This window comes from Streptomyces ovatisporus (genome assembly GCF_042653885.1).
In the GTDB taxonomy this organism is placed as follows: domain Bacteria; phylum Actinomycetota; class Actinomycetes; order Streptomycetales; family Streptomycetaceae; genus Streptomyces; species Streptomyces ovatisporus.
In genome coordinates this window covers 1-23,020 of the sequence record NZ_JBHSFH010000004.1, presented here as the reverse complement: position 1 = coordinate 23,020, position 23,020 = coordinate 1, and the positions used below count along the sequence as shown (strand labels likewise).

At 71.3% G+C, this 23,020-nt stretch carries 21 protein-coding genes and 1 pseudogene; 11 read left to right on the top strand and 11 right to left on the bottom strand.

Annotation, left to right across the window (positions count from 1 at the left end; all coding sequences use genetic code 11):
* Positions 1 to 12: 12 nt before the first annotated feature.
* The 3 genes from ACFPA8_RS05035 to ACFPA8_RS05025 all read right to left on the bottom strand — a co-directional run bounded on the left by ACFPA8_RS05035 (position 13) and on the right by ACFPA8_RS05025 (position 1,992).
* The gene (locus ACFPA8_RS05035) at positions 13 to 543 is read right to left on the bottom strand and encodes a GNAT family N-acetyltransferase (RefSeq protein WP_386442904.1); all 531 of its coding nucleotides are present in this window, start codon (positions 541 to 543) and stop codon (positions 13 to 15) included.
* 136 nt (positions 544 to 679) lie between these two features.
* A complete protein-coding gene (locus ACFPA8_RS05030) occupies positions 680 to 1,051 on the bottom strand; it encodes a WhiB family transcriptional regulator (protein WP_045862824.1) in 372 nt (123 codons plus the stop codon).
* A gap of 230 nt (positions 1,052 to 1,281) precedes the next feature.
* Entirely contained in the window at positions 1,282 to 1,992 is a 711-nt protein-coding gene (locus tag ACFPA8_RS05025) for a DUF1707 SHOCT-like domain-containing protein (RefSeq protein WP_386442901.1), read from the bottom strand.
* A 411-nt stretch (positions 1,993 to 2,403) separates the two neighbouring features.
* Here ACFPA8_RS05025 and ACFPA8_RS05020 point away from each other — a divergent pair, with 411 nt between their 5' ends.
* The 5 genes and pseudogenes from ACFPA8_RS05020 to ACFPA8_RS05000 all read left to right on the top strand — a co-directional run bounded on the left by ACFPA8_RS05020 (position 2,404) and on the right by ACFPA8_RS05000 (position 10,244).
* Complete coding sequence (locus ACFPA8_RS05020; protein ID WP_386442898.1) at positions 2,404 to 4,107, top strand: fumarate hydratase; 1,704 nt, start codon at positions 2,404 to 2,406, stop codon at positions 4,105 to 4,107.
* 153 nt (positions 4,108 to 4,260) lie between these two features.
* Complete coding sequence (locus ACFPA8_RS05015) at positions 4,261 to 5,655, top strand: class II fumarate hydratase (RefSeq protein ID WP_386442896.1); 1,395 nt, start codon at positions 4,261 to 4,263, stop codon at positions 5,653 to 5,655.
* A gap of 169 nt (positions 5,656 to 5,824) precedes the next feature.
* Positions 5,825 to 6,598: pseudogene (gene fomD, locus ACFPA8_RS05010) on the top strand (cytidylyl-2-hydroxypropylphosphonate hydrolase); the annotation flags it as partial.
* 583 nt (positions 6,599 to 7,181) lie between these two features.
* Positions 7,182 to 7,811 carry a class I SAM-dependent DNA methyltransferase gene (locus ACFPA8_RS05005; protein WP_386444616.1) on the top strand — a complete coding sequence of 210 codons (630 nt, stop codon included), beginning with the start codon at positions 7,182 to 7,184 and terminating at the stop codon, positions 7,809 to 7,811.
* Positions 7,812 to 8,051: 240 nt separating this feature from the next.
* A complete protein-coding gene (locus ACFPA8_RS05000) occupies positions 8,052 to 10,244 on the top strand; it encodes a SpoIIE family protein phosphatase (protein ID WP_386444613.1) in 2,193 nt (730 codons plus the stop codon).
* 133 nt (positions 10,245 to 10,377) lie between these two features.
* Here ACFPA8_RS05000 and ACFPA8_RS04995 read toward each other — a convergent pair whose 3' ends face one another.
* The 4 genes from ACFPA8_RS04995 to ACFPA8_RS04980 all read right to left on the bottom strand — a co-directional run bounded on the left by ACFPA8_RS04995 (position 10,378) and on the right by ACFPA8_RS04980 (position 13,836).
* Entirely contained in the window at positions 10,378 to 11,079 is a 702-nt protein-coding gene (locus tag ACFPA8_RS04995; protein ID WP_386442893.1) for a response regulator, read from the bottom strand.
* A gap of 50 nt (positions 11,080 to 11,129) precedes the next feature.
* Positions 11,130 to 12,485 (bottom strand): sensor histidine kinase, encoded by a 1,356-nt coding sequence (locus tag ACFPA8_RS04990; RefSeq protein ID WP_386442890.1) that lies wholly within the window; start codon positions 12,483 to 12,485, stop codon positions 11,130 to 11,132.
* Positions 12,486 to 12,740: 255 nt separating this feature from the next.
* Positions 12,741 to 13,274 (bottom strand): alkyl hydroperoxide reductase, encoded by a 534-nt coding sequence (locus ACFPA8_RS04985; protein WP_386442888.1) that lies wholly within the window; start codon positions 13,272 to 13,274, stop codon positions 12,741 to 12,743.
* Between the two features lie 7 nt (positions 13,275 to 13,281).
* Positions 13,282 to 13,836: a peroxiredoxin gene (locus ACFPA8_RS04980; RefSeq protein ID WP_386444610.1), complete on the bottom strand. Its 555-nt coding sequence runs from the start codon at positions 13,834 to 13,836 to the stop codon at positions 13,282 to 13,284.
* Positions 13,837 to 14,101: 265 nt separating this feature from the next.
* On the opposite strand from ACFPA8_RS04980, the gene ACFPA8_RS04975 reads away from it, so the two are divergent.
* Together ACFPA8_RS04975 and ACFPA8_RS04970 are read left to right on the top strand one after the other, a co-directional pair.
* On the top strand, positions 14,102 to 14,305 hold the full coding sequence (locus ACFPA8_RS04975) for a hypothetical protein (RefSeq protein WP_386442885.1): 204 nt from the start codon (positions 14,102 to 14,104) through the stop codon (positions 14,303 to 14,305).
* 89 nt (positions 14,306 to 14,394) lie between these two features.
* The gene (locus ACFPA8_RS04970; protein ID WP_386442882.1) at positions 14,395 to 14,700 is read left to right on the top strand and encodes an ANTAR domain-containing protein; all 306 of its coding nucleotides are present in this window, start codon (positions 14,395 to 14,397) and stop codon (positions 14,698 to 14,700) included.
* A 189-nt stretch (positions 14,701 to 14,889) separates the two neighbouring features.
* On the opposite strand, the gene ACFPA8_RS04965 is transcribed toward ACFPA8_RS04970, so the two are convergent.
* The 4 genes from ACFPA8_RS04965 to ACFPA8_RS04950 form a co-directional block, all read right to left on the bottom strand.
* On the bottom strand, positions 14,890 to 16,113 hold the full coding sequence (locus tag ACFPA8_RS04965) for an FUSC family protein (RefSeq protein WP_386442879.1): 1,224 nt from the start codon (positions 16,111 to 16,113) through the stop codon (positions 14,890 to 14,892).
* A 237-nt stretch (positions 16,114 to 16,350) separates the two neighbouring features.
* Entirely contained in the window at positions 16,351 to 17,181 is an 831-nt protein-coding gene (locus ACFPA8_RS04960; protein WP_386442876.1) for a SigB/SigF/SigG family RNA polymerase sigma factor, read from the bottom strand.
* Between the two features lie 274 nt (positions 17,182 to 17,455).
* On the bottom strand, positions 17,456 to 17,953 hold the full coding sequence (locus ACFPA8_RS04955) for a hypothetical protein (RefSeq protein ID WP_386442873.1): 498 nt from the start codon (positions 17,951 to 17,953) through the stop codon (positions 17,456 to 17,458).
* 264 nt (positions 17,954 to 18,217) lie between these two features.
* Complete coding sequence (locus ACFPA8_RS04950; protein ID WP_386442870.1) at positions 18,218 to 18,661, bottom strand: hypothetical protein; 444 nt, start codon at positions 18,659 to 18,661, stop codon at positions 18,218 to 18,220.
* Positions 18,662 to 18,807: 146 nt separating this feature from the next.
* On the opposite strand from ACFPA8_RS04950, the gene efeO reads away from it, so the two are divergent.
* The 4 genes from efeO (at position 18,808) to ACFPA8_RS04930 (ending at position 22,963) form a co-directional block, all read left to right on the top strand.
* On the top strand, positions 18,808 to 19,947 hold the full coding sequence (gene efeO / locus ACFPA8_RS04945; protein WP_386442868.1) for an iron uptake system protein EfeO: 1,140 nt from the start codon (positions 18,808 to 18,810) through the stop codon (positions 19,945 to 19,947).
* 10 nt (positions 19,948 to 19,957) lie between these two features.
* Positions 19,958 to 21,295 (top strand): iron uptake transporter deferrochelatase/peroxidase subunit, encoded by a 1,338-nt coding sequence (gene efeB, locus ACFPA8_RS04940; RefSeq protein ID WP_386442865.1) that lies wholly within the window; start codon positions 19,958 to 19,960, stop codon positions 21,293 to 21,295.
* Positions 21,296 to 21,318: 23 nt separating this feature from the next.
* Positions 21,319 to 22,191 (top strand): iron uptake transporter permease EfeU, encoded by an 873-nt coding sequence (gene efeU / locus ACFPA8_RS04935; RefSeq protein WP_386442862.1) that lies wholly within the window; start codon positions 21,319 to 21,321, stop codon positions 22,189 to 22,191.
* A gap of 82 nt (positions 22,192 to 22,273) precedes the next feature.
* Entirely contained in the window at positions 22,274 to 22,963 is a 690-nt protein-coding gene (locus ACFPA8_RS04930) for a hypothetical protein (protein ID WP_386442859.1), read from the top strand.
* Positions 22,964 to 23,020: the final 57 nt, after the last annotated feature.

Sequence of the window (23,020 nt, the reverse complement as noted above, 5' to 3'; positions counted from 1 at the left end):
CGGCCCCTCTCGCTACACCGCGTCCCGCCGCCGGGAGCCTCGGGGATCCCGCGGCGGGGCATGCCGGGCAGGGGGGTCGTGGAGCGACCGCTCGAAGCACCAGGAGCGCTCCAGGCCGGCGTACGCGCCGAAGTTGGGGATCCGCTCGTACCCGGAGCGGGTGTAGAAGCGGACGGCGTCGGGCTGGCGGTCGCCGGTCTCCAGGCGGAGGCTCCTCCATCCCTGCTCACGCGCCCAGTCCTCCAGCGCGCGCAGGAGCAGCAGCGCCGTGCCCGAACCGCGCCAGGGCGGGTCGACGTACATGCGCTTGATCTCGCCCACGCCGTCTCCGAGGTCGCGGACTCCTCCGCAGCCGACGGCACGCGCGCCGTACTCGCCGTCGCCGTCCGCGTAGGCCACGGAGAACACACGGATGTCCACCGCCGACGGAGCCGTACCGGGCTCGCTGTCCGGGGTGCCGTACCTCTCGGCGATCTCGGCCCGCTGCCGGGCACGCAGTGCGACGGCGTCAGGGTGCTCCCATGCGACCTGCTCGATCCTCATGCGCCGGGAGTCTGCCGGGGGCATGTTGCGGACACGTGAACCCGGCAGGGGCGTCCGCACGGTGCGCGGGTTGCGGTGCGACCTGCAAGGAGCCCCCGGACGGTGTGGGCCCAGGGGCGGCGAGCGCGGGGTGCGCTCAGGCGATGCGCGAGACCTGTCCGGCGTCCCCGGCCGCGGCGGCGGCCTCACGCCGCCGGCGACGGGCCAGGACCACACGGCGCTCCGCCGCTGTGAGTCCGCCCCACACGCCGTACGGCTCGGGCAGCACCAGGGCGTGCTCGCGGCACTCGACCATCACCGGGCACCTGGCACAGACGCGCTTCGCGGCCTGCTCGCGGGAGAGCCGCGCCGCTGTGGGCTCCTTCGAGGGAGCGAAGAAGAGTCCCGCCTCATCCCGGCGGCAGACTGCCTCCGAGTGCCAGGGCCCCGCCTCGTCCTCGCGCGCAGAGCCACGCTGCGCGGGGACGGGGGCGGCAGCCTGAAGGGACTGATGCGGCGGTTGCAGCACGGTCTACTCCTGACGAGACGACGGTGGGTTCACTACACCCCGACTTGCTGCGCACGGCAGTTCGCGCTGCCGCCGTACGAGAGACGATGCCCCAGCTCTACCCGCTGTACGCACCGGTATGCATACCGTAGGAATGCGTGCGGTCACTGTTCGGTGAGCTGCCCCGGCACCCTCTCGTGGCGCCTTGCCGTCGGCCCGTTCAACTCCCTTTGCAGGGTTCGGAGTTGCCCTCAAAGGTCCTTGCGCAGCCGGTCACGGAGATCACGCAGCAGCTTCCCGCGTTTCGGCTTCGCGTCGACGCCGCCGAAGATCGCCGCACCCTGCACCAGCACCACCGGCGCGCTGGGATCGTCCGCCTCGGCGGTCCGCACGTCGAAGCCGCCGAATATCCCGGCGCCCTTCTGCCGGAGCGTGACGTTCTCCGGGACGCGGATGTCGATGCCGCCGAAGATCGCCGTCGCGTTGATCAGCAGATGCTGCTGCTCGAAGACGGCCTCGGTCAGGTCGATCTCGATGCCGCCGAAGCAGGCGAAAGCGTTGATCTTGCGCGGGGCGCGGTAGCGGCCCTTCCGTGAGGAGCCGCTGAAGATGGCGACGAGGTTGTCCTTCGGGCCGCACGCGGAGCCCGCGTCGGGCGCGTATGCGGGGGCGGGGGTGTGTGCGGCGGCGCCGCGACTTGCCACAGGGCCGTGGCCCTGGCCCTGTGGCAAGTCGCGGACCAGCGGCTCCAGTTCGCCGAGCGTCTTGGCGGCGTACACCCCGTCGATACGGTCCGAGTGCTCCGCCGCGTCGAGCCTGCCCTCCGCCAGCGCCTCGCGGAGGATGTCCGCGACACGGTCGCGGTCTGCGTCCGAGGCGCGCACGGAGGCCACTTCGGCCGGGGCGGCGTCCTTGACCTCGGGGCTGGTCGCGGGCTTCTTTTCCAGCGGAGAATCAGTCACGGAAGCAGCCTACCCAAACGCGATAGATCGCGACTAGGCCCTGTCTGACAAATGGCGTCGTCCGCCGCAGGCGGTGCTCGCGACGGATGGTGCGTGCAGCCGCAAGGCGGAGGATCGCCCTCGTAGTGGGCTACTCGGTCGATGCGACAACGCTGGGGGCACCTCCCGCGAAGCGGGGGAGGATGTGCGTGCCAGTCGTCGCGAGCAAGGCGAGATTTGTCAGACAGGGCCTAACCCGTGGCCGGAACCGGTACCGCCCGTCCTGCTGAGTCCGACCTCACCTCCACGGGCCCGCCCGCGCGCTCTACGCTGTTCAACGCGCTCTCCTCCTGGCTCCTCCCCCGTGCCCGGCCCGGGGGACCCAAGGAGGTGCACCGCAGTCGAGAGCCGTACGAGAGGAAGACTCCACCGATGGCCGCCAGCCCCCGCTCGTCCCGCCCGGACTTCACCTACACGGACCTGCTTCCGCTGGGCGAGGACCCCACTCCGTACCGCCTCGTGACCGCGGAAGGCGTCCGCACCTTCGAGGCGGACGGGCGCACCTTCCTCCAGGTCGAGCCGGAGGCGCTGCGCAAGCTCGCCGCCGAGGCCATGCACGACATCTCGCACTACCTTCGGCCGGAACACCTCGCACAGCTGCGGCGCATCCTCGACGACCCGGAGGCGAGCGCCAACGACCGCTTCGTCGCACTCGACCTGCTGAAGAACGCGAACATCGCCGCCGCCGGCGTCCTCCCGATGTGCCAGGACACCGGCACGGCGATCGTGATGGGCAAGCGCGGCCAGCAGGTCCTCACGGCCGGCGGCGACGAGGAAGCCCTCTCCCGCGGCGTCTACGACGCCTACACGCAGCTCAACCTGCGCTATTCGCAGATGGCCCCGCTGAACATGTGGGACGAGAAGAACACCGGCACGAACCTGCCCGCGCAGATCGAGCTGTACGCGACCGACGGCGACGCCTACAAGTTCCTCTTCATGGCCAAGGGCGGCGGCAGCGCCAACAAGTCCTTCCTCTTCCAGGAGACGAAGGCCGTGCTCAACGAGGCGAGCATGATGAAGTTCCTGGAGGAGAAGATCCGTTCCCTGGGTACGGCGGCGTGCCCGCCGTACCACCTGGCGATCGTCGTGGGCGGTACGAGCGCCGAGTACGCGCTGAAGACCGCGAAGTACGCCTCTGCCCACTACCTCGACGAGCTCCCCGCCGAGGGTTCCCCCGCAGGCCACGGGTTCCGGGACAAGGAGCTCGAACAGCAGGTCTTCGAGCTGACGCAGAAGATCGGCATCGGCGCACAGTTCGGCGGCAAGTACTTCTGCCACGACGTGCGGGTCGTGCGGCTGCCCCGGCACGGTGCGTCCTGCCCGGTCGCCATCGCCGTCTCCTGCTCGGCCGACCGGCAGGCCAAGGCGAAGATCACCGCCGAGGGCGTCTTCCTGGAGCAGCTGGAGCGGGACCCCGCCCGGTTCCTGCCGGAGACGACCGAGGACCAGCTGACGGAGGGCGCCGGCGCCGACAACACCGACGCCGTGCGCATCGACCTCGGCCGGCCCATGCCGGAGATCCTCGCCGAACTGTCGAAGCACCCCGTCAAGACCCGGCTCTCGCTGACCGGCACGCTCGTCGTGGCCCGCGACATCGCCCACGCGAAGATCAAGGAACGGCTCGACGCGGGCGAGGAGATGCCGCAGTACCTCAAGGACCACCCCGTCTACTACGCGGGCCCCGCCAAGACGCCCGAGGGCTACGCGTCCGGCTCCTTCGGGCCGACGACGGCAGGGCGGATGGACGCCTATGTCGCCCAGTTCCAGGCGGCGGGCGGTTCGATGGTCATGCTCGCCAAGGGCAACCGCAGCCCCCAGGTCACCGAGGCGTGCGCCGCTCACGGCGGCTTCTACCTCGGCTCCATCGGCGGCCCGGCGGCCCGGCTCGCGCAGGACTGCATCAAGAAGGTCGAGGTCCTGGAGTACGAGGAGCTGGGCATGGAGGCGGTCTGGCGTATCGAGGTGGAGGACTTCCCCGCGTTCGTCGTCGTCGACGACAAGGGGAACGACTTCTTCACAGACCCCGGGCCCGCGCAGCCCTTCGTCACCTCGATCCCCGTACGCACCGGCTCGTAACACCGCCGGCCCGTCTGTCCGTGCGCACGTGCGCGCGTCTGCCCGTGCGTCCGGCACCGGCGCGCAGCACTGCCTGCACCGGGGCGGGGTACACGCCCCGCTCCGGGAATGTCCTTCCGCGTGGAGGACGCTGCCCCGTACGGAGGTGCAGGAATGAGCGACAGCACGGAGTTCCGGACCGAACGGGACTCGATGGGCGAAGTGCGGGTGCCCGCGGACGCCAAGTGGCGGGCACAGACGCAGCGCGCCGTGTGGAACTTCCCGATCAGCGGTCAGCGCCTCGAGCGCGCCCACATCGGGGCCCTGGCCCGGATCAAGGCGGCAGCCGCCGAGGTCAACGGCGAACTGGGCGTCCTCCGGCCGGAGTTGGCGGAGGCAGTGCGCGCGGCGGCGGAGGAGGTCGTCACGGGGCGCTGGGACGAGGAGTTCCCCGTCGACGTCTTCCAGACGGGTTCCGGCACCTCGTCGAACATGAACATGAACGAGGTCGTGGCGACCCTCGCGAGTGAGCGGCTGGGCGCACCCGTGCACCCAAACGACCACGTCAACGCCAGCCAGTCCTCGAACGACGTCTTCCCCTCCTCCATCCACATCGCCGCGGTCTCCGCGGTCATGGGCGACCTGATTCCGGCGCTGGAGCACCTGGCACAGTCGCTGGGCCGCAAGGCGGAGGAGTTCGCGGGTGTGGTGAAGTCGGGCCGCACGCACCTCATGGACGCCACGCCGGTCACCCTCGGGCAGGAGTTCCGCGGCTACGCGGCGCAGGTGCGGTACGGCATCGAGCGCCTGGAGTCCGCGCTGCCCCGGCTCGCCGAACTGCCCCTGGGCGGTACGGCGGTGGGTACGGGCATCAACACCCCGCCCGGCTTCGCCGCCGCCGTCATCGAGCGGGTCGCCGCCTCCAGCGGGCTGCCGCTGACCGAGGCCCGCGACCACTTCGAGGCGCAGGGCGCGCGGGACGCGCTCGTGGAGACCTCGGGGCAGCTCCGTACGGTCGGTGTGAGCCTCACCAAGATCACGAACGATCTCCGCTGGATGGCCTCCGGCCCCCGCACCGGCCTGGCCGAGATCACCCTCCCCGACCTCCAGCCGGGCTCCTCGATCATGCCGGGGAAGGTGAACCCGGTGATTCCCGAGGCCGTCCTGATGGTCGCGGCGCAGGTCACCGGCAACGACGCGACGATCGCCGCGGCCGGAGCGGCGGGCAACTTCGAGCTGAACGTGATGCTCCCCGTCATCGCGAAGAACCTGCTGGAGTCGGTCCGGCTGCTCGCCAACGTCTCGCGGCTGCTCGCGGACCGCACGGTCGACGGCATCGAGGCGGACGAGGAGCGTGCCCGTGAGTACGCCGAGTCCTCCCCGTCGGTCGTCACCCCGCTGAACAAGTACATCGGGTACGAGAACGCCGCGGCCGTCGCCAAGAAGTCCCTCGCGGAGCGGAAGACCATCCGCGAGGCCGTTCTGGAAGCAGGGCACGTGGACCGGGGCGATCTCACGCTGGAACAGCTCGACGAAGCGCTCGACGTCCTCCGTATGACGCATCCGTGACCGGATTCGTGCCGACGGCCCGGCCCGGTGCGAGCCGGCAGCGCAAGGCCCCCCGGAGCACCCCGGCACGTCCGCTGCCGCTCGCCCGTGCCGGTGGAGGGTCCACGCGGCCGGTCACGTGGGGCCGCAGCTCACGGCGGTGCCGTCCCGGCGCACCTAGGATCTGCGCATGACAGCGGAGACGGCAGGGACGACGGGAGCGGACGGCGCACACGGCGCCGGCAGGCGTGCGGACCCCGGCGCGCACGACGGCGGCCGGGGCGGCACGGACCACCAGGACCGCCACCGCGGCAACGGCGGCAGCGCCGGGCCGGTCGCACGCTGGGCGCCGGGCACCCGGGTCCTGTGGCGCTACAGGGCCAACGGCTCCGGGCACGCGCACATCTGCCGTCCCGTCACTGTCGTCCGCGACACCCCGGACCTGCTGGCGGCCTGGGTGGCGCCGGGCACGGTCTGCGTCAAGCCGGAGATGGCGGACGGCACGCCCGTGCACCACGAGCCGCTGGAGACGCGCTACACCAAGCCCCGCAGGACTGTGCTGTCGCCGTGGTTCGGCACCGGTGTGCTGAAGCTCGCCCGCCCGGGAGAGCCCTGGTCGGTGTGGCTGTTCTGGGAGAGGGACTGGCAGTTCAAGAACTGGTACGTGAACCTGGAGGAGCCCCGTCACCGGTGGGCGGGCGGCATCGACTCCGAGGACCACTTCCTCGACATCGCCGTCTACCCGGACCGCAGTTGGGAGTGGCGGGACGAGGACGAGTTCGCAGCCGCACAGCACGCCGGACTCGTCGACGAGCAGCTGGCCGCCCGGGTACGTGCCGCGGGACGCGCGGCCGTGGAGCGGATCGGCTCATGGGCGCCGCCGTTCCGCGACGGCTGGGAGAACTGGCGGCCCGACCCGCGGTGGCCGGTGCCGCGCCTGCCGCACGACTGGGACCGGTGGCCGCCTCCGGGCGGCGCAGCGCCGGAAGCGGCCGTCCCGGACAGCAGCGGCACCGGGCGGACCGGCCCTGCGCACAGCGGCTCCGGGGCCGGGGCGGAGAGCCGTGAAGTCGGCGCGGGGAACCGTGAAGTCGGCGCGGGCAGCGCCGCGGGACGGCCGGAACACCTGCCGAGGCGTCCGTGAAGCGGACCGTCGCACCCCGGACCGTCCGGATTACGGTGCACAGGCGGGCGGCCACCGCTCCCGTGGGGCCCTCCCCGGGCGGTACGCACCGGGCCGCGCGGCCCGGAACCGGGGGCGGCGGGTCACGCCGAGCTCCTCTTGTTCCGTACTTGCGGGGATGTGCCGGATCTTTCGGACGACACGCGCCTGCTTCGACCTCCCGTTCCCCCTTGCTGCGCCCCCATACTGCAAACGTAGGATCAACCTCCGTAGGCGCACTGCTGCAACAACTCCCCTCCCCCCTCGGGGATTTGGCGCGTGGCCAGAGAGGAGATCGATCGTGAGCAGCACGAACGGCAGTGGGAGCCCCCCGGGGCCGCAGGGCGGGACCGGCGGCGCGTACAGGGACTTCGACTGGGACGGCGTGGACCGGAACGGTCAGGCGGAGGCCTTCGACGCGATCGGCGACCGCTACGACGAGGCCTTCCCGCACAAGGAGGGCCAGATCGCCGGCGGCAGGTGGCTGGCGGAGCAACTGCCCGCCGGATCCCACGTCCTCGACCTCGGCTGCGGCACGGGGCTGCCCACGGCCCGCCAGCTGGTGGAGGCAGGGCACCGGGTGACCGGGATCGACCTCTCACCCGGAATGGTGAAGCTGGCCCGCGAGCACGTTCCCGAGGGCGACTTCCGGCGGCTGGACATCGCCGACGTCGAGAAGCAGGGCCTGGGCCCGTTCGACGGCGTCGCCGCCTTCTTCTCCCTGCTGATGCTGCCCCGCGTGGAGATTCCCTTCGCTCTGCGCATGCTGCACCAACAAATGCGAGAGGGTGCTCCGATGGCCCTCTCGATGGTGGAAGCGGATGTGGATGACTTCACGCTGCCGTTCCTGGGCAACACGATTCGGGTATCGGGCTATCTACGGGACGAGTTGCGGAGGATCGTTCAGGACACCGGATTCGAAATCGTCGGGGAGGACGCCTATGCCTACGCTCCGGCGAGTACGGACGTACCACCTGAGATCCAGCTTTTCCTGCAGTGCCGGCGACGCCCGTAGCAGGCGAGGAGTGATTGCTACGCGCGTAAGACGCGCAGCCCCGGATGGATGGAAACCGAACGCGTGACGGAGCACGAACAGCCTGCGACCGGCACAGCAGTGCCGCCGGTCCCGCCCGTGGACCGAGCCACGTCGGGTGGCCCAGCGACGGGCCCCTTCGGCGTACCGGCCGGCACATCTCCCCTTGCCGGCGGTCCGGGGACGGACAGCGTCGATCCGGGCGCCGACGGCCCCCCGAGGCTGCCCGGACTCTCCTCTTCCCCGGGCGGGTTCGGGGACTCCGGCACGTCACACGCCTCGCGCGCGGACGACGAAGCGCCGCACCCGGCGGCCCGTCCCGGTGCTGACGGGGCGGAACAGGCCCGCCCCGGCGCCCGGCCGCAGACCGGGTCCGCGCGGGCGTCCAAGAGGCAGGGTGCCGAGAGCCCGCGCGGCTCGGGTGCCCGAGGGGGTTCCGGCAGGGCAGTGCCCGACCCGGCGCACGGCGCCGGCTCCGAACCCCGGCCGTCGCACGCGCCACAGGCGGCGCGAGAAGCTCCGTCACAACCTTCGACCGCGGAGAGCGGTGCCGTGTCACATCCGAACACCGGCGGGATGACCGCCGCCGGCATCCCGCCCGCCACCCCGCCGAAGCCGGACGGCGGCGCGCCGGACGACGGCGACGCCGCCGAACGGGAACGGCGCGGCGGCGACCGTCTGCGCTTCGTCGGCGCCGCGACCCGCCGCATCGCGCGAGGCATGGACCTGGACGAGACCGTGCTCGGCCTGTGCCGGGCGAGCGTTCCCGCCTACTCCGACGCGATCCTCGTCTACCTGCGCGACCCCCTCCCCGTGGGGGACGAACGTCCGACGGGCCCGCTGATGCTGCGGCTGCGCCGGAGCGACCGCATCCCCGACGACCCGGCGGCCATGGTGGCGGCCGCGTCGGCAGCGGGTGAACGCGCACACCGGGCCGGGGAGGAGAATCCCGCGAGCACGGCGGGCCCCTCCCTCTCGGCCGTCTCCGACGGCACCGCGGGCGCCGCCGAGTACGTGGAGGTACTCAACGGCGGTCCGCTGGCCGAGGTCCTGCGGGGGGTGCGCCCCGTCTTCGCCGACGCGCCCGCAGCCCGCGACGCGCTCCCCGAACTGCTGGGCACGGACCCGGACGTACCGTCCGGGCACCGGGCGATACTCGCCCCGCTGCGCGGACGCCGAAGGGTGATCGGGGCCGCGGTCTTCCTGCGCAGGCCCGAACGTCCCGCCTTCGAACCCGACGACCTGCTGATCGCCGCCCAGCTCGCCACACACACCGCACTCGGCGTGGACAAGGCGGTGCTGTACGGCCGCGAGGCGTACATCGCCGACGAACTGCAGCGCACGATGCTGCCGGACGAGCTGCCGCAGCCCACCGGCTGCCACCTCGCCAGCCGCTACCTGCCCGCGGCCGAGACCGCACGGGTCGGCGGCGACTGGTACGACGCGATTCCGCTGCCCGGCAGCAGGGTCGCTCTCGTGGTGGGCGACGTCATGGGCCACTCCATGACGTCCGCGGCGATCATGGGCCAGCTGCGTACGACGGCGCAGACGCTGGCCGGGCTCGACCTGCCGCCGCAGGAGGTGCTGCACCACCTCGACGAGCAGGCGCAGCGGCTCGGCAGCGACCGCATGGCGACGTGCCTGTACGCGGTCTACGACCCGGTCGCCCACCGCATCATCATCGCCAACGCCGGGCATCCGCCGCCCGTGCTGCTGCACCGCGACGGCCGCGCCGAGGTGCTGCGGATACCGGCAGGCGCTCCGATCGGCGTCGGCGGTGTCGACTTCGAAGCCGTGGAGCTGGACGCCCCCGCGGGCGCCACGCTGCTGCTCTACACCGACGGGCTGGTCGAATCGCGCCAGCGTGACGTGTGGACGGGCATCGAGCACCTGCGGGAGAAGCTGACGGCGACCGCGCGGCTCACACGGCCCGACGCCTCCGCGCCCCTGGAACCGCTGTGCGACGAGGTGCTCGACATCCTCGGCCCGGGCGACCGCGACGACGACATCGCGCTGCTCGCCGCCCGGTTCGACGGCATCGCGCCGAGCGACGTCGCGTACTGGTTCCTCGACCCGCGCGCGCAGACCGCCGGACAGGCACGCAGGCTGGCGCGGCGCGCGCTGGCCCGCTGGGGCCTGGAGGAGCTGAGCGACTCGGTCGAACTGCTGGTGAGCGAAGTCGTCACGAACGCCGTGCGGTATGCCGAACGCCCCATCACGCTAAGGCTGCTGCGCACGGACACCCTGCGCTGCGAGGTCGGTGACGACGTGCCGCAACTGCCGCGGCTGCGGCAGGCACGCGCCACCGACGAGGGCGGGCGCGGGCTGTACCTGGTGAACCGGCTCGCGCGGCGCTGGGGTGCCACCCGCCTGTCGACGGGCAAGGTGGTCTGGTTCGAACTGCCGGTGAGCTGAGAGGCGTTCCGGGAGCCGCCTGCCGCACTTCGCGTCCGGCTCCGCGGCTCCGCGCCTCCGGCCGGTGAGAGGCGACGAGGCGGTCCCTGCACCAGGGGCCGCCTCAGCCGTGACGGCGTCCGACGAGCCGCCCTCAGCCCGGTTTCCGTTCGTCCACGCCGTCCGCTCCCGCGTCGTTGGCCAGCAGAGCGATCTGCACCCGGTTGTTGAGTTTCAGCTTGGTCAGGATGCGCGACACGTGCGTCTTCACCGTGGGCACGCTCATGTACAGCTCCGCCGCGATCTCCGCGTTGGACCTGCCCTTCGCGACGGCGACGGCGACCTCACGTTCGCGCTCCCCCAGGGCGTCCAGCTGCCTGCGTGCCCAGATCGCCCGCTTGTCGCGGTCCGCGCCGCCCGACACCTGCGAGATCAGCTGCCGCGTGACCTCGGGCGACAGCACGGGCTCGCCCGCCGCGACCTTCCGCACGGCCTCCACGATCTCCTCCGGCGAGGTGTCCTTCAGCACGTAGCCGGCCGCGCCCGCCCGCAGGGCCCGCAGTACGTGTGCGTCCGTGTGGAAGGTCGTCAGTGCGATGACCTCGGGCGGCTGTTCACGCCTGCGCAGCGCCTCCGTCGCCTCCAGCCCGTCGACCACCGGCATCCGGATGTCCATGAGCACGACGTCGGGCGAGTGCCGCTCGACGAGCGGCTGCACCTCGCTGCCGTCGGCCGCCTCGCCGACGACGTCGACGTCCGGCGCCCCGCCGAACATCAGCCGCAGCCCTGAACGTACGAGAGGGTCGTCGTCGACGAGCAGCACGCGGATGACGGGGGGTACTGCGGAAGCGTTCACCTATGGGGCCTCGGAATCGATTCGGGTGGGGGGAGGCGGCCGCGGCCCGCTCACAGGGCGGGGTCCGAGGCCGGAGCGGCGGCCTCCAGGTGGCCCCGTCTCGGCGCCCACGGTAGCCAGGCCCGGACGCGGAAATCAGCGCCGAACCGGCCGTATTCCATGCTGCCTCCGGCGAGTTCCGCACGCTCGGTGAGACCGACAAGCCCCTGACCTGCGCCGGGGACGGCCGTCATGGGCGGTTCCGGGGCGAAGTGCGCGAACTCCCGTACGTCGGACGGTGATCGGGGATCGTCCTCGGCCGGGGCGGGATTGCGGACGAGGACGGTCAGGCCCTCCTCCGGGCCGCCGGAGACCGTCACGGTCACGGGCGACCCGGGGGCGTGCTTGCGTGCGTTGGTGAGTGCCTCCTGGACGATGCGGTAGGCCGTACGGCCCACGGCGGGAGGCGGTACCGGCGCGCGGCCGCCGTTCGCGCTGTCGCGCTCTCCGAGGGCGCGCTTCCCGAGGCCGGGCTTTCCGAGACCGGGCTTTCCGAGACCGGGTTTCCTGAGACCGGGCTTTCCGAGACCGCCGAGGGCGCGGTCCGGCGCCCCCGCGGCGGTCTCCACCCGCAGCGTGACGTCCGTGCCCGCCTCTTGCGACTCCTCCGCCAGCCGCGCCAGGTCCGCGAGCACCGGCTGCGGGCGCGCTCCCTCGGACGACGTCGTCCCGCGCAGCACTCCGATGATCTCCCGCAGGTCGTCGAGCGCCTCGTGGGCGCTCTCCCTGATCACACCGGCCGTTCGCCGGATCTCCTCGGCCGGTGCCCCAGGATTGAAGTGCAGCGCTCCCGCGTGCACGCTCAGCAGCGACAGCCGGTGCGCCAGCACGTCGTGCATCTCCCGCGCGATGTCCTCCCTCGCTGCTCGCCGTGCCTCCTCGTGCGCACGCTCGGCCCGCTCGTGCAGGGAGGCGATGAGCTGCCGCCGCGACCTCACGAACAGACCCCAGCCGATCGCCCCCGCCACCAGCGCGAAGTACGTCATGCCTGAGACGGTCCGCGGGTCGTCCAGCTCGGGTCCGCCTGCGAGGAAGAACGGGACCGGTGCGAACGCGATGCCGGCCACCAGGCCCGTCGTACGGAGTGAGCGGCCGGCGGAGACGGTGAAGACGGCGACGATCGTCGCCCCCGTCACGAAGTGCGAGAAGACGCCCGCCAGCAGCAGGGCGACGGCGAGCTGCACCGGCCAGCGGCGCCGCAGGAAGAGCGCGGCGCAGGCGAGCGCCCCGGTCGCCTGGTCGGCGAAGAGCGCGTCGGGAGAGGGGTGTTCGCCGACGAGCACCGCGTCCGCTGTCAGGACGGCGAAGCAGGCCGCGAAGAAGAAGAGACCGATGTCGGCGATCCGGTCGCCTGCGGTACGGGACACGGTCCGGAATGTACGCCCGGACCGCCCGGAACCACAGGGCCGCGTACCTCCCGGAGACCATCGGACGACACCCGGGCCGGTCCGCGCGACTTCCGGTGTACCGGCGCGGGCTCCGGAGCGCCGCCGGACGCACGTCGAGAGGGTCCGCGAGGTTTCGCGGACCCTCTCCGTAGGGCTTGCGGCTCCGGTACGCGGTCGCGTCCGGGCCCGGCCACGCGCGTCCGCCCGGGCGCCGCCTCCGCTCACCGCGGCCGCTCAGGCGGCCAGTTGCGCCTCGGCCTCCAGCGTCGTACCGACTGCCTGGACGACGGCTGCGATCTTGAACGCTTCCTGGACCGTCTCGCGGTCGACGCCCGCCTTGCGCAGCACCTGCTCGTGCGAATCGAGGCACTGCCCACAGGCGTTGATCGCGGAGACGGCGAAGGACCACAGCTCGAAGTCCGCCTTGTCCACGCCGGGGTTGCCGAGGACGTTCATCCGCAGGCCGGCGCGGAGCGTCCCGTACTCGGGGTCGGAGATCAGATGGCGGGTGCGGTAGAAGACGTTGTTCATCGCCATCACCGCGGCGGCGGACTTCGCCGCCTCGTACGCCTCGGGGCTCAGGTTCTCCTTCGCGTCGGGCTCCAGCGCCCGCAGGACGATGCCCGACCGGGAGGCGATGGCGCAGGCCAGCACGGTGCCCCACAGCTGCTGCCGCGGAAGGTCCGAATTGCCTATGACGGAGCCGAGGTTGAGCTTGAGGTCCTTGGCGTACGCCGGGAGGGCCGACTTCAGTTCGTCGAGAGCCACCGCCCGCTCACTCCCCTGCCAGCAGCTCGACGGGGTCGAGGGTCTCCTCGCCCTGCGTCCAGTTGCAGGGGCACAGCTCGTCGGTCTGCAGAGCGTCGAGAACCCGCAGGACCTCCTTGGGGTTACGGCCGACGGACCCGGCTGTGACCATCGTGAACTGGATCTCGTTGTTCTGGTCCACGATGAAGACCGCGCGCTGCGCGAAGCCGTCCGCACCCTGGACGCCGCAGTCCTGCATCAGTTCGTGCTTGGTGTCGGCGAGCATGGGGAAGGGCAGGTCGCGCAGGTCCTCGTGGTCCCTGCGCCAGGCGTGGTGCACGAACTCCGAGTCGCCGGAGACACCGAGGATCTGGGCATCCCGGTCGGCGAACTCCTCCTCCAGCTTGCCGAACGCGGCGATCTCGGTCGGGCACACGAAGGTGAAGTCCTTGGGCCAGAAGAAGACCACTTTCCACTTGCCCTCATGGGTCTTGTGGTGGATCTGCTCGAACTCCCTGCCCTTCTCCAGCGAGACACAAGCGGTCAGTTCGAACTCGGGGAACTTGTCACCGACGGTGAGCAACGTGCACTCCTTGCGCGGAAGAATGCCCAACTTGCGCAGCATTCCTAGGGTCTTGTCGGAACCCACAGTGCCACAAGGCGCATTGATCACAAAAATCGCGCAGACCACTCGCCCGCGACTCCCGAACCCCCGCCGACCAGGGGAAGAGCGGCATGAATGCTCCGTGGGCAGCCCGCTCGTGTGGTCTTCCCGACACCCGGGCCCCCTGCGTCCCACGCCCACCTCTCCGGATGCGCGTCGCCGCCGCGTGGAGCACGCTGGGTCCATGGCTGCGCCGATCGTCGTGCATCCCCCCAGCCCGTCCGGCGGGCGCCGTGTCACCGCCGACGGGCGGATCCTCGGCCTCGCCCACGGCACCCGGGACCTGGCCGAGTTCCTGCGCCGGGCGGGCATGGACATCGGCACTGTCCGGCTCGACGACCCGGAGCTGATCGAGTGGCGCGGGGGCGGCCCTGATGTCTGGCACTGAATTCGCGGGATCGCGGGAAGTGGTTATGCTCCCGACAGGATCCGAGATGCAACCGGCCTGCTTCGTCACTTCGGAGAGGGGAGCTCGTCGTGAGCGAGGCGGAGAAGCCGCAGGCAGATGAGCCGCAGACGGAGAAACCCCGGACGGAGCTGGAGCAGCTGCGCCGGGCCATGGAGACCCGTCCCGTCATCGACCAGGCACACGGCGTGCTGATGGCCACGTACGCGTGCACTCCCGAGGAGGCCTGGCAGGTGCTGAAGACGGCTTCTCAGGAGACCAACACGAAGCTGCACACCGTGGCCGAGGAGATCACCGTCACGACTCAGGGTGAACCGCTGCCCCACCCCATACGGAAAGCGGTCAAGGCCGCACTCTCGGATCTCGGAAAGCTCTGACCCCCGTCCGCCGGTCGGCGTCCTGGGAGCGCACCTGCACGCCGCCGGCCGACGGCACGCAGGCACTTCCCCAACGCCTCTCTGCCGAAGCGGTGAGGCGTGTGTCTGGGTAACCGCGCTCCGGCTTCCTACACCCCCTCACCTGCGGACGGCGCAGCAGAACGTCGCGAACCGGCGGACAGGCGGCGGTCAGGACCGACAGGCCGGGGGGCGGTCGACGGCCTGCTTGAGGACGTCGCAGGTGTACTGGAACTCGTCCATCAGCCGTGTCGCCTCTCCGATGAGGATTCCGTACGGCTCGGAGGGGTCGGCCAGCGGCAGCGAACTCTCCTTGGCGAACTCGGCGAGCCTCTCGTGGCTCTGCTGCGCCTCCTGCGCATAGCTGCACGCCTCCTGCGACCGCTGCGGCAGTTCCTCCTCCTCGATCCGGCTGAAGAGCTCCGTGATCCGCGCGAGGGAGGCGATGAAGTCTCCGTAGCCCGACAGGAATTCGCGGTGCTCGGACCCGCTGTCACCGTCGTGCCACTGGTCGAAGCTGCGCGTCATCGAGGCCACCTGGTACGTGACGCGCTCCAGTGCGTCCACCAGCGCCTGGTAGCCGGTGAACGAAGCGCGGCCGTGGTGCCGTTGCAGCCGGCGGCGAGGGTTGTAGTACATGCTCTCCCAGGCTGTCCGCACGGAGGACTGCGCCTGTTCGGTGAGCGGTCCCAGGTCGGACGCGCGGCGACGCCAGTGCCTGGTGCGCTCCTCGTCCAACTCCCCTTCCCGCAGGGCGGGATGGATGTCTCCGAACAGGTCGCTCAACGTCTTCCCGAGGGTCTGGATGCCGCTCTCCGCACTGCGGTAGCGCATCGGCGGCAGCACCAGCACGTTGACGAGGACGCCCACGCCGCAGCCGATCAGCACGAGCAGGATGATCTGCCCGAGTTGCATGAAGCCCTGGCCGGTGCTGGTGGCGGAGAGGTAGGCGGAGAAGGCGAAGAAGGCCGCCGTCGCGACGTTGGAACCCTGCGAGCCGAGCGGCCGCCACCTGCCGATCGTCAGCGCCGCCAGCGCCATCAGCACGAACGTCAGCAGGTCCGGTCCGCCCAGCAGGCCGAACGCCCCTTGGAGGAACACCCCCAGCGCGACGGCACCGACGTAGCGGAGTGAGTGCAGCAGGGACTGGTAGACGGTCACCTGCATGATCAGGACGGCGGAGAACGGGGCGAACGCCGGACTCTGCGCCTGCATCACGTCGTTGGCGACGTACCAGGAGAGGCCGGCGGCCAGCGCGCTCTTGCCGATGGTGATCAGCGCGTCGCGCTCGTGACCTCCGCCTCTCCCCCCGGCCCGGCGGAACCACTGCCGTGTCCTGGCCACCCTTCCCCGGGCCGCGGGCTCCCTCCGCTGCGGCGCCGCTTCCTCGGACAACGTCTTCCTCCCCTGGACTACGAGCTGTGCTGCCGGCCGCTCCGGCCGGTCTCCTGTACCCACCACGCAGGAAGTGAAGCCGCGGTGCCGCAGGCCACGGCTGACGGGCCGGGTCCGGCATCGCACTCCGGATCGCGCTCCCGCCTCGACGGTTCGCTGCGGGACCACGCGGCCAGGGCGCCGAGCCGGGTCCCCCGCCGTACCCGGGGTACGGCGGGGGACCCGGCTCGGCGCGCGTCAGGCGGCGGCCGGCTCGCGCCCCGCAGCCCGGCCGTCTTCCGCTTCGCGGCGCAGCTTCTCGCACGTGCCGGAGATCAGCCGCGAGACGTGCATCTGGGAGTAGCCGAGCTGCCGGGCGATCTGGGACTGCGTCTGACCGCGGAAGAAACGCAGGAACAGGATCCGGCGCTCGCGTTCCGGCAGGCGGCGCAGCAGGGGCTTGGCCGTCTCCCGCCAGTCGGTCAGTTCGAAGCCCGGCTCGGTGTGGCCCATGCCGTCGAGCAGGGCGAAGCCGTCCCCTTCGCCGCCCCCCACGGGCGCGTCCAGGGAGAGGGACTTGTAGCTTCCCAGCGCCTCCAGGCCCAGCTGCACGTCCTCCTCGCTCAGGCCGCTGTGCTCGGCGACCTGAGCGATCGTCGGCTGCCGGGCGTCCACGCCGGTGCTGAGGGCGCGGACGCTGTTGCGGACCCGGGTGCGCAGGTCCTGGACACGGCGGGGTACGTGCACGTCCCAGGTGTGGTCACGGAAGTGACGCTTCAGCTCGCCCATGATGGTGGGGATCGCGAAGCTCTCGAACGCCACGCCCCTGGACGGGTCGTACCGGTCCACCACCTTGAACAGGCCGAGTGCGGCGACCTGCTCCAGGTCCTCCAGCGGTTCGCCGCGGTTGCGGAACTTGTGGGCCAGGCGGTGCGCCATCGGCAGCCAGGCCGCCACCAGCTTCTCGCGGAGGTCGTCGGCCTCGGGGTGGCCCTTCGGGAGGACCGCCAGCCTCTCGAAGTCGGCAGCCGTGTCGGGGGCGTCGTCGTGCGAATGACGGGGCTGCAAACGAAGTGGCGTCACGGTCATGAGACTGCATCCCTCCCGAAGAACTACGAGCTCAGGTTCCGCGGAAGGACAGGGCGAAGCCACGGAGACTCCCGGCTCGGGCCGTCGCCTCCCGCGGATGTGCCTGCTGTCCGAAGCACTGGGCGTCCGTTTAACCGTCGGCCGGAGATACAAACGTGCCCGTACTGATGCGAAAACCGCCTTCGTGGCGAAAGGGCTCCGGCTCCCGGCCCTGGAACTCCAGTGCCCTAGTGGCCGGCTGCCCGCGTGCGCCGCCGGGCCGGCACCGCGGCCGTCACTCCTGCGATGCGAGGACCTGCGGCGCGACTTCCCGCACGCGCGTCCTGATCCACTCCAGCTGCGTGCGGATCTCCTCGTCCAGGCCGGCCACCTCGTCGAGGAGCTCTCTGTCCCGTACGGCCTGGGCGGCCTGTTTCAGCAGCGTCAGATGGACGGCGGCGGGCTGGGCCTTGAGATACAGCTCCCTCAAGTCCCGCAGGAGGAGCAGCCCTTGGGAGGGACGGCGCCCGGTGAGCGCGGCGAGTCTCTGCTGCAGCGAGTCGGCTGCCGCTGCGAGGGCGTCGGAGGCGCCTCGGTCCGGGAGTTCCTCGTCGTAGCGCCGGGCGAGGCGGCGGACTCGCCGGGCGCACTGCTCGCACTGCTGGGCGAGGGCACGGCACGGGTAGTGGGTCCCCTCGTCGGCCTCCTGGCGTTCGGCGACCTTGCGGAAGGCGCGGGCGAGGTCTGCTTCGGCGTCGTGCAGTCCGGCCAGAATCATGACGATCTTGTCCATGGCCGCACACCTCCTGCCGCCCCACCGGCCACCGGGTACCGCTCGGCACGCGCCCGCCACAGCTTTCCGGCGGAGTACGGCCCCGTCCTGCTCCATAGGTCACATGTCCGGCCGAACACGGTTCCCCTCGCTTCACGGTCGACGTGGCAGCAGCCCCCCAGTCGCAGCGCGGGTGTTCTGCCGGTTCCCCCGATGTACGCGAACAAACGCCGACCGCCCAGAAGAGCGGGCTGCTGCTGTCTCCGGGCCGGGGTCTTCGCCTGGTCAGCCGGTCAGCCGGGCACCGACGGCGAAGGTGTTGCCGGATGCGAGGGCCTCCACCACGTCAGCGCCGTGCACCTGACCGCCGTCGCCGCGCTGGAAGACGAGCAGGACGCTGCCTGTCGTGCGGACCATCTCGCACCACTCGGGCGGTGTCGTGACCGTGCCGGTGATATGGGTCACGCCCTTGAAGTCGATCTCGTAGGTGCCGTCGAGGGGAAGGCGGACGGTCCAGTCGGGGTGGGTGACCATCTGGAACCTGCTGAAGTCCCTGAGCGGTTCGAAGCCGGCTTCCAGCAGCACCTGCTCGATCGGGGAGGGGGCGTCGGGGATGCCGCCGACGGCCTGGACGGCCGTGTACCGGGGACGCATCCCGACGACGGGGAAGGGCTGCCGGCCGAACTTCAGCGCTATCGCCTTGGCTCTGAACTCGAGGTCTGCGTCCATGGCGTGAGGTTATGCCAGGGGCACGGCCGAGAGTCCGCGAGCCTCCTGCTACTTTGCAACTTAGGTAAGCCTTGCTTAAATGGCTCCGCCTGGTGCGCCGCACCGCCGGCGCACCCGACCTGTCCGTCAGCCCACCGGGAGACAGCATGTTCGCCTCCGCCCGAAGCCGAACTCTCATAGCGGGAGCGGCCGTTCCGCTGCTGGCAGCAGTCGCCCTGACCGGCTGCGCGGAGAAGTCGAAGGCCGGCGGGAAGGGTGGTGTGCAGGTCACCGCGGACGACAAGGCGTGCAAGGTCTCGGACGACGAGTTCCCGGCGGGGAACGTGAAGCTCCAGGTCGAGAACAAGGGCACCAAGGTCACCGAGGTCTACGTCTACGCGCCCGGCGACCGCATCGTCACCGAGCGGGAGAACATAGGCCCCGGCACCAAGGCCGAGATCACCACCGAGATCAAGGCGGGCAAGTACGAGATCGCCTGCAAGCCCGGCATGAAGGGCGACGGCATCCGCCAGAAGGTGACCGCGAGCGGCAAGGGCGCGGCCGTCGAGCGTGATCCCAAGCTGGACGCCGCCGTCGCCGCGTACCGCACCTACGTGCAGAAGCAGGCCGACGAAACGGTGCCCGCCGCGCAGAAGTTCGCGGACGCCGTCGAGGACGGGGACGTCGCGGCGGCGAAGAAGGAGTACGCCGTCTCCCGCATCGGCTGGGAGCGCACCGAGCCCGTCGCGGAGTCCTTCGGCGACATCGACCCCAAGGTCGACGTGCGCGTGGACGGCCTGGAGGAAGGCCAGAAGTGGACGGGCTGGCACAGGCTGGAGAAGTCCCTGTGGGAGGAGAAGAAGCTCTCCGCGGAGGACAAGAAGCTCGCCGGACGTCTGATGAAGGACCTCAAGGACTGGCGCGACCGCGTGGGCAAGGCCGAGATCACCCCCACCAGCATGGCCAACGGCGCCAAGGAACTCCTCGACGAGGTGGCGACCGGCAAGGTCACCGGTGAGGAGGAGCGCTACAGCCACACCGACCTGGTCGACTTCCAGGCCAACGTCGACGGCGCCGAGAAGGCCTACGAACTGCTCAAGCCGGTGGCGGCCGAGAAGGACGCCCAGCTGGCGAAAGACCTGGACAAGCAGTTCGCCGCGATCGGCAAGCTGCTGGACGAACACCGCGAGGGCGACGGGTTCGTCGCGTACGACACCGTCGGCAAGAGCGACCGCAAGAAGCTCTCGAACGGCGTGAACGCGCTGGCCGAACCGCTCTCGCGGCTCGCCGCGGCAGTCGCTTCATGAGGGGCCGGCCGTGACGGAGAACTCCCAGGACCAGAGCCCCGGACCGGACTCCGGGGAACACACCGGCGCACCGGGCGACCGGGGAGCCGAAGAGCGGCGCCCCGCTCGCCCGGGCCGCCGCGCCCTGCTCGGCTGGGGCGGCGCGGGACTGGCGCTCGGTGCCGCGACGGCGGGCGGTACGGCCGCGGCGCTCGGGTACGGAGGCGACGCCGGGTCCGTCGCCGCGGTTTCCGCCGGCGCAGTGCCCTTCCACGGCGAGCACCAGGCCGGCATCGCCACCCCCGTACAGGACCGGCTGCACTTCGCCGCGTTCGACGTCCTCACGGAGGACCGTGCGGCGCTGACGGACCTGCTTCAGCGGTGGACGCGCGCCGCTGCCCGGATGACGGCCGGCGACACGGTCGGCACGGGAGCGGTCGGCGGCCCGCCCGAAGCACCGCCCGACGACACCGGAGAGGCCCTGGGCCTGAAGCCCTCCCGGCTCACGCTCACCTTCGGCATAGGACCGTCCCTCTTCGAGAACGCCCAGGGCGAGGACCGCTTCGGCATAGGGAAGCGGCGCCCCGCCGCTCTGGAAGACCTGCCCCACTTCCCCGGCGACGACCTCGACGGCAAGCGCAGCGGCGGCGACCTGTGCGTGCAGGCGTGTGCGGACGATCCCCAGGTCGCGGTGCACGCCATCCGCAACCTGGCGCGCATCGGCTTCGGCAGGGTGGCCGTCCGCTGGTCGCAGCTCGGCTTCGGCAAGACCTCGTCCACGACGCCCATGGCCCAGACCCCGCGCAACCTCTTCGGCTTCAAGGACGGCACCCGCAACATCTCCGGCGACGACGAGGCCGCACTGAAGCGGCACGTGTGGGCGGCGGAGAAGGACGGTGCGGAGTGGATGGCGGGCGGCTCCTACCTCGTCGCACGCCGGATCCGGATGAACATCGAGATCTGGGACCGTACTCCGCTGGCCGAGCAGGAGATGATGATCGGCCGCAGCAAGGGCGAGGGCGCTCCGGCGGGCCGCCGCCACGAACGCGACCCCGTGCGGCTCTCCGCGATGGCACCCGTCGCACACGTGAAACTGGCGCATCCGGACACCAACAACGGCATCCGCATCCTGCGCCGCGGCTACAACTTCACCGACGGCACGGACGGACTCGGCCGTCTGGAGGCGGGGCTGTTCTTCCTCGCCTACCAGCGGGACGTGCGGGAGGGCTTCATCCCGCTCCAACAGCGCCTCGCCCGCGAGGACAAGGAACTCAACGAGTACATCCGGCACGTGGGTTCAGCGGTGTTCGCGGTGCCGCCGGGTGTCCGCGACTCCGGCGACTGGTGGGCCCGGCGTCTCTTCTCCTGAACTCCACCCGGAAGGAACACGTCGTGTTCGGCAACTACCTGATCGGTCTGCGCGAGGGGCTGGAGGCCAGCCTCGTCGTGTGCATCCTCGTCGCCTACCTCGTCAAGACCGACAACCGTGCGAAGCTTCTGCCCGTCTGGGCGGGGGTGGGCATCGCGGCCGGTGTGAGCCTGGCCTTCGGGGCAGGGCTCCAATTCGGCACGCAGGAGCTGACGTTCACCGCCCAGGAGGCGATCGGCGGCTCGCTCTCGATCGCCGCCGTGGGCCTGGTGACGTGGATGGTCTTCTGGATGCGGCGTACCGCCCGGTATCTGAAGGCGGAGCTGGAGGGCCGCCTCGACGCGGCTCTGTCCATGGGTACGGGCGCCCTGGTCGCGACGGCGTTCCTCGCCGTCGGACGAGAAGGCATCGAGACGTCGCTGTTCGTGTGGAGGTCCGTGGACGCCGCCGACGACGGGGTCCGGCCGCTGGTCGGGGCGCTGCTGGGCATCGTCACAGCCGTCGTCATGGGCTGGCTGTTCTACCGGGGCGCGCTGAGGATCAACCTGGCCCGCTTCTTCACATGGACGGGCGGACTGCTGATCGTCGTGGCGGCGGGCGTCCTCGCCTACGGTGTGCACGACCTTCAGGAGGCGCGTTTCCTCGGCGGTCTGGAGAACAAGGCGTTCGACGTCAGTTCCGCGGTCCCCGCGGACAGTTGGTACGGCATCCTGCTGAAGGGCACGGTCAACTTCCAGCCCGACCCGACCGTCGTCCAGGCGTGGGTGTGGACGCTCTACCTGGTGCCCGTGCTCTTCCTGTTCCTGCGCAGGCAGAAGCCGTCGCGGGAGGTGGGTTCCGGAGACCGCGCAGGGCGGTCCACGGCCCGGGCCGGACATGAGGAACCCGTGCGCTGAGCACTGCGCGGGCCCGAAGGGCCCGAGCACCGCGCGGGCCCGAAGGGCCCCACGTCGGCGGTGTCGCGTACACAATGAACACGTGGCCCCTCCACCCCGCCGCCCGCAGCCCCCTGCTCCGGCGGAACTGCCCGACGGCCTGCGGCAGGCACTCCTGCAGGCCGACCCGGCTCTGGGCCGGCTCCACGCCCCGGAGGAGACCTGCGCGGGCCTGCGCCGCCTCGGTTACGCCGCACGGCACGGACGGACCGGCGGCACTCACCTCACCCTCGCCGGCTGGGACGTCCGCGCCGAGCTCTCCGGCACACCCCGTACGGACACCACCGCGTTCACCCCCGCCACCGGCCACGAAGCCCTCGACGACGGGCAGGTCCACGCTCGTACCGCCGAACGCGCCTGGGCGTCGCTCCTGGAGATCCGCCGCGTCACGGCCGAGGACATGGGACTGCCCGCCGAATGGGAGCGGCAACGCCCCCTGCACGCGGTCTCCCTCGCCCTGCAGGCCTCCGGCCTGCCGCCCGCGGCCATCGGCAGCGCCCGCCGCTGCCTCCGCAGCGGCTACCAGGTCTCCCGGGGGCCGGCTGCTCCGCGATCCGTACGCGTCGACTGGCGGCAGCGACCCGGCAGCGACGACCCGTCACCGCGCGAAGGCCTGGCCACGTGCCAGGACGTGCTGGCCGCCCGGGGCTGGTCGTCCGACCAGTACCTCGACGCCCGCCACCGCCCCTACCTCGTCGCCGGGCCCCACAACGAGACGGCCCCGCTCCTCTAGGTGTATTGACCTGATGCGTTGTTCACACGGCTGATCGGTGGCTTGCCTCCGAGTGCT

Bases quoted from the DNA above. Each gene is read 5' to 3' on its own strand.
- efeO (WP_386442868.1), top strand. From the start codon at position 18,808: ATGTTCGCCTCCGCCCGAAGCCGAACTCTCATAGCGGGAGCGGCCGTT.
- ACFPA8_RS04960 (WP_386442876.1), bottom strand. From the start codon at position 17,181: ATGACCGTGACGCCACTTCGTTTGCAGCCCCGTCATTCGCACGACGAC.
- ACFPA8_RS05020 (WP_386442898.1), top strand. From the start codon at position 2,404: ATGGCCGCCAGCCCCCGCTCGTCCCGCCCGGACTTCACCTACACGGAC.
- ACFPA8_RS04975 (WP_386442885.1), top strand. From the start codon at position 14,102: ATGGCTGCGCCGATCGTCGTGCATCCCCCCAGCCCGTCCGGCGGGCGC.
- ACFPA8_RS05015 (WP_386442896.1), top strand. From the start codon at position 4,261: ATGAGCGACAGCACGGAGTTCCGGACCGAACGGGACTCGATGGGCGAA.
- ACFPA8_RS04955 (WP_386442873.1), bottom strand. From the start codon at position 17,953: ATGGACAAGATCGTCATGATTCTGGCCGGACTGCACGACGCCGAAGCA.
- ACFPA8_RS05035 (WP_386442904.1), bottom strand. From the start codon at position 543: ATGAGGATCGAGCAGGTCGCATGGGAGCACCCTGACGCCGTCGCACTG.
- ACFPA8_RS04950 (WP_386442870.1), bottom strand. From the start codon at position 18,661: ATGGACGCAGACCTCGAGTTCAGAGCCAAGGCGATAGCGCTGAAGTTC.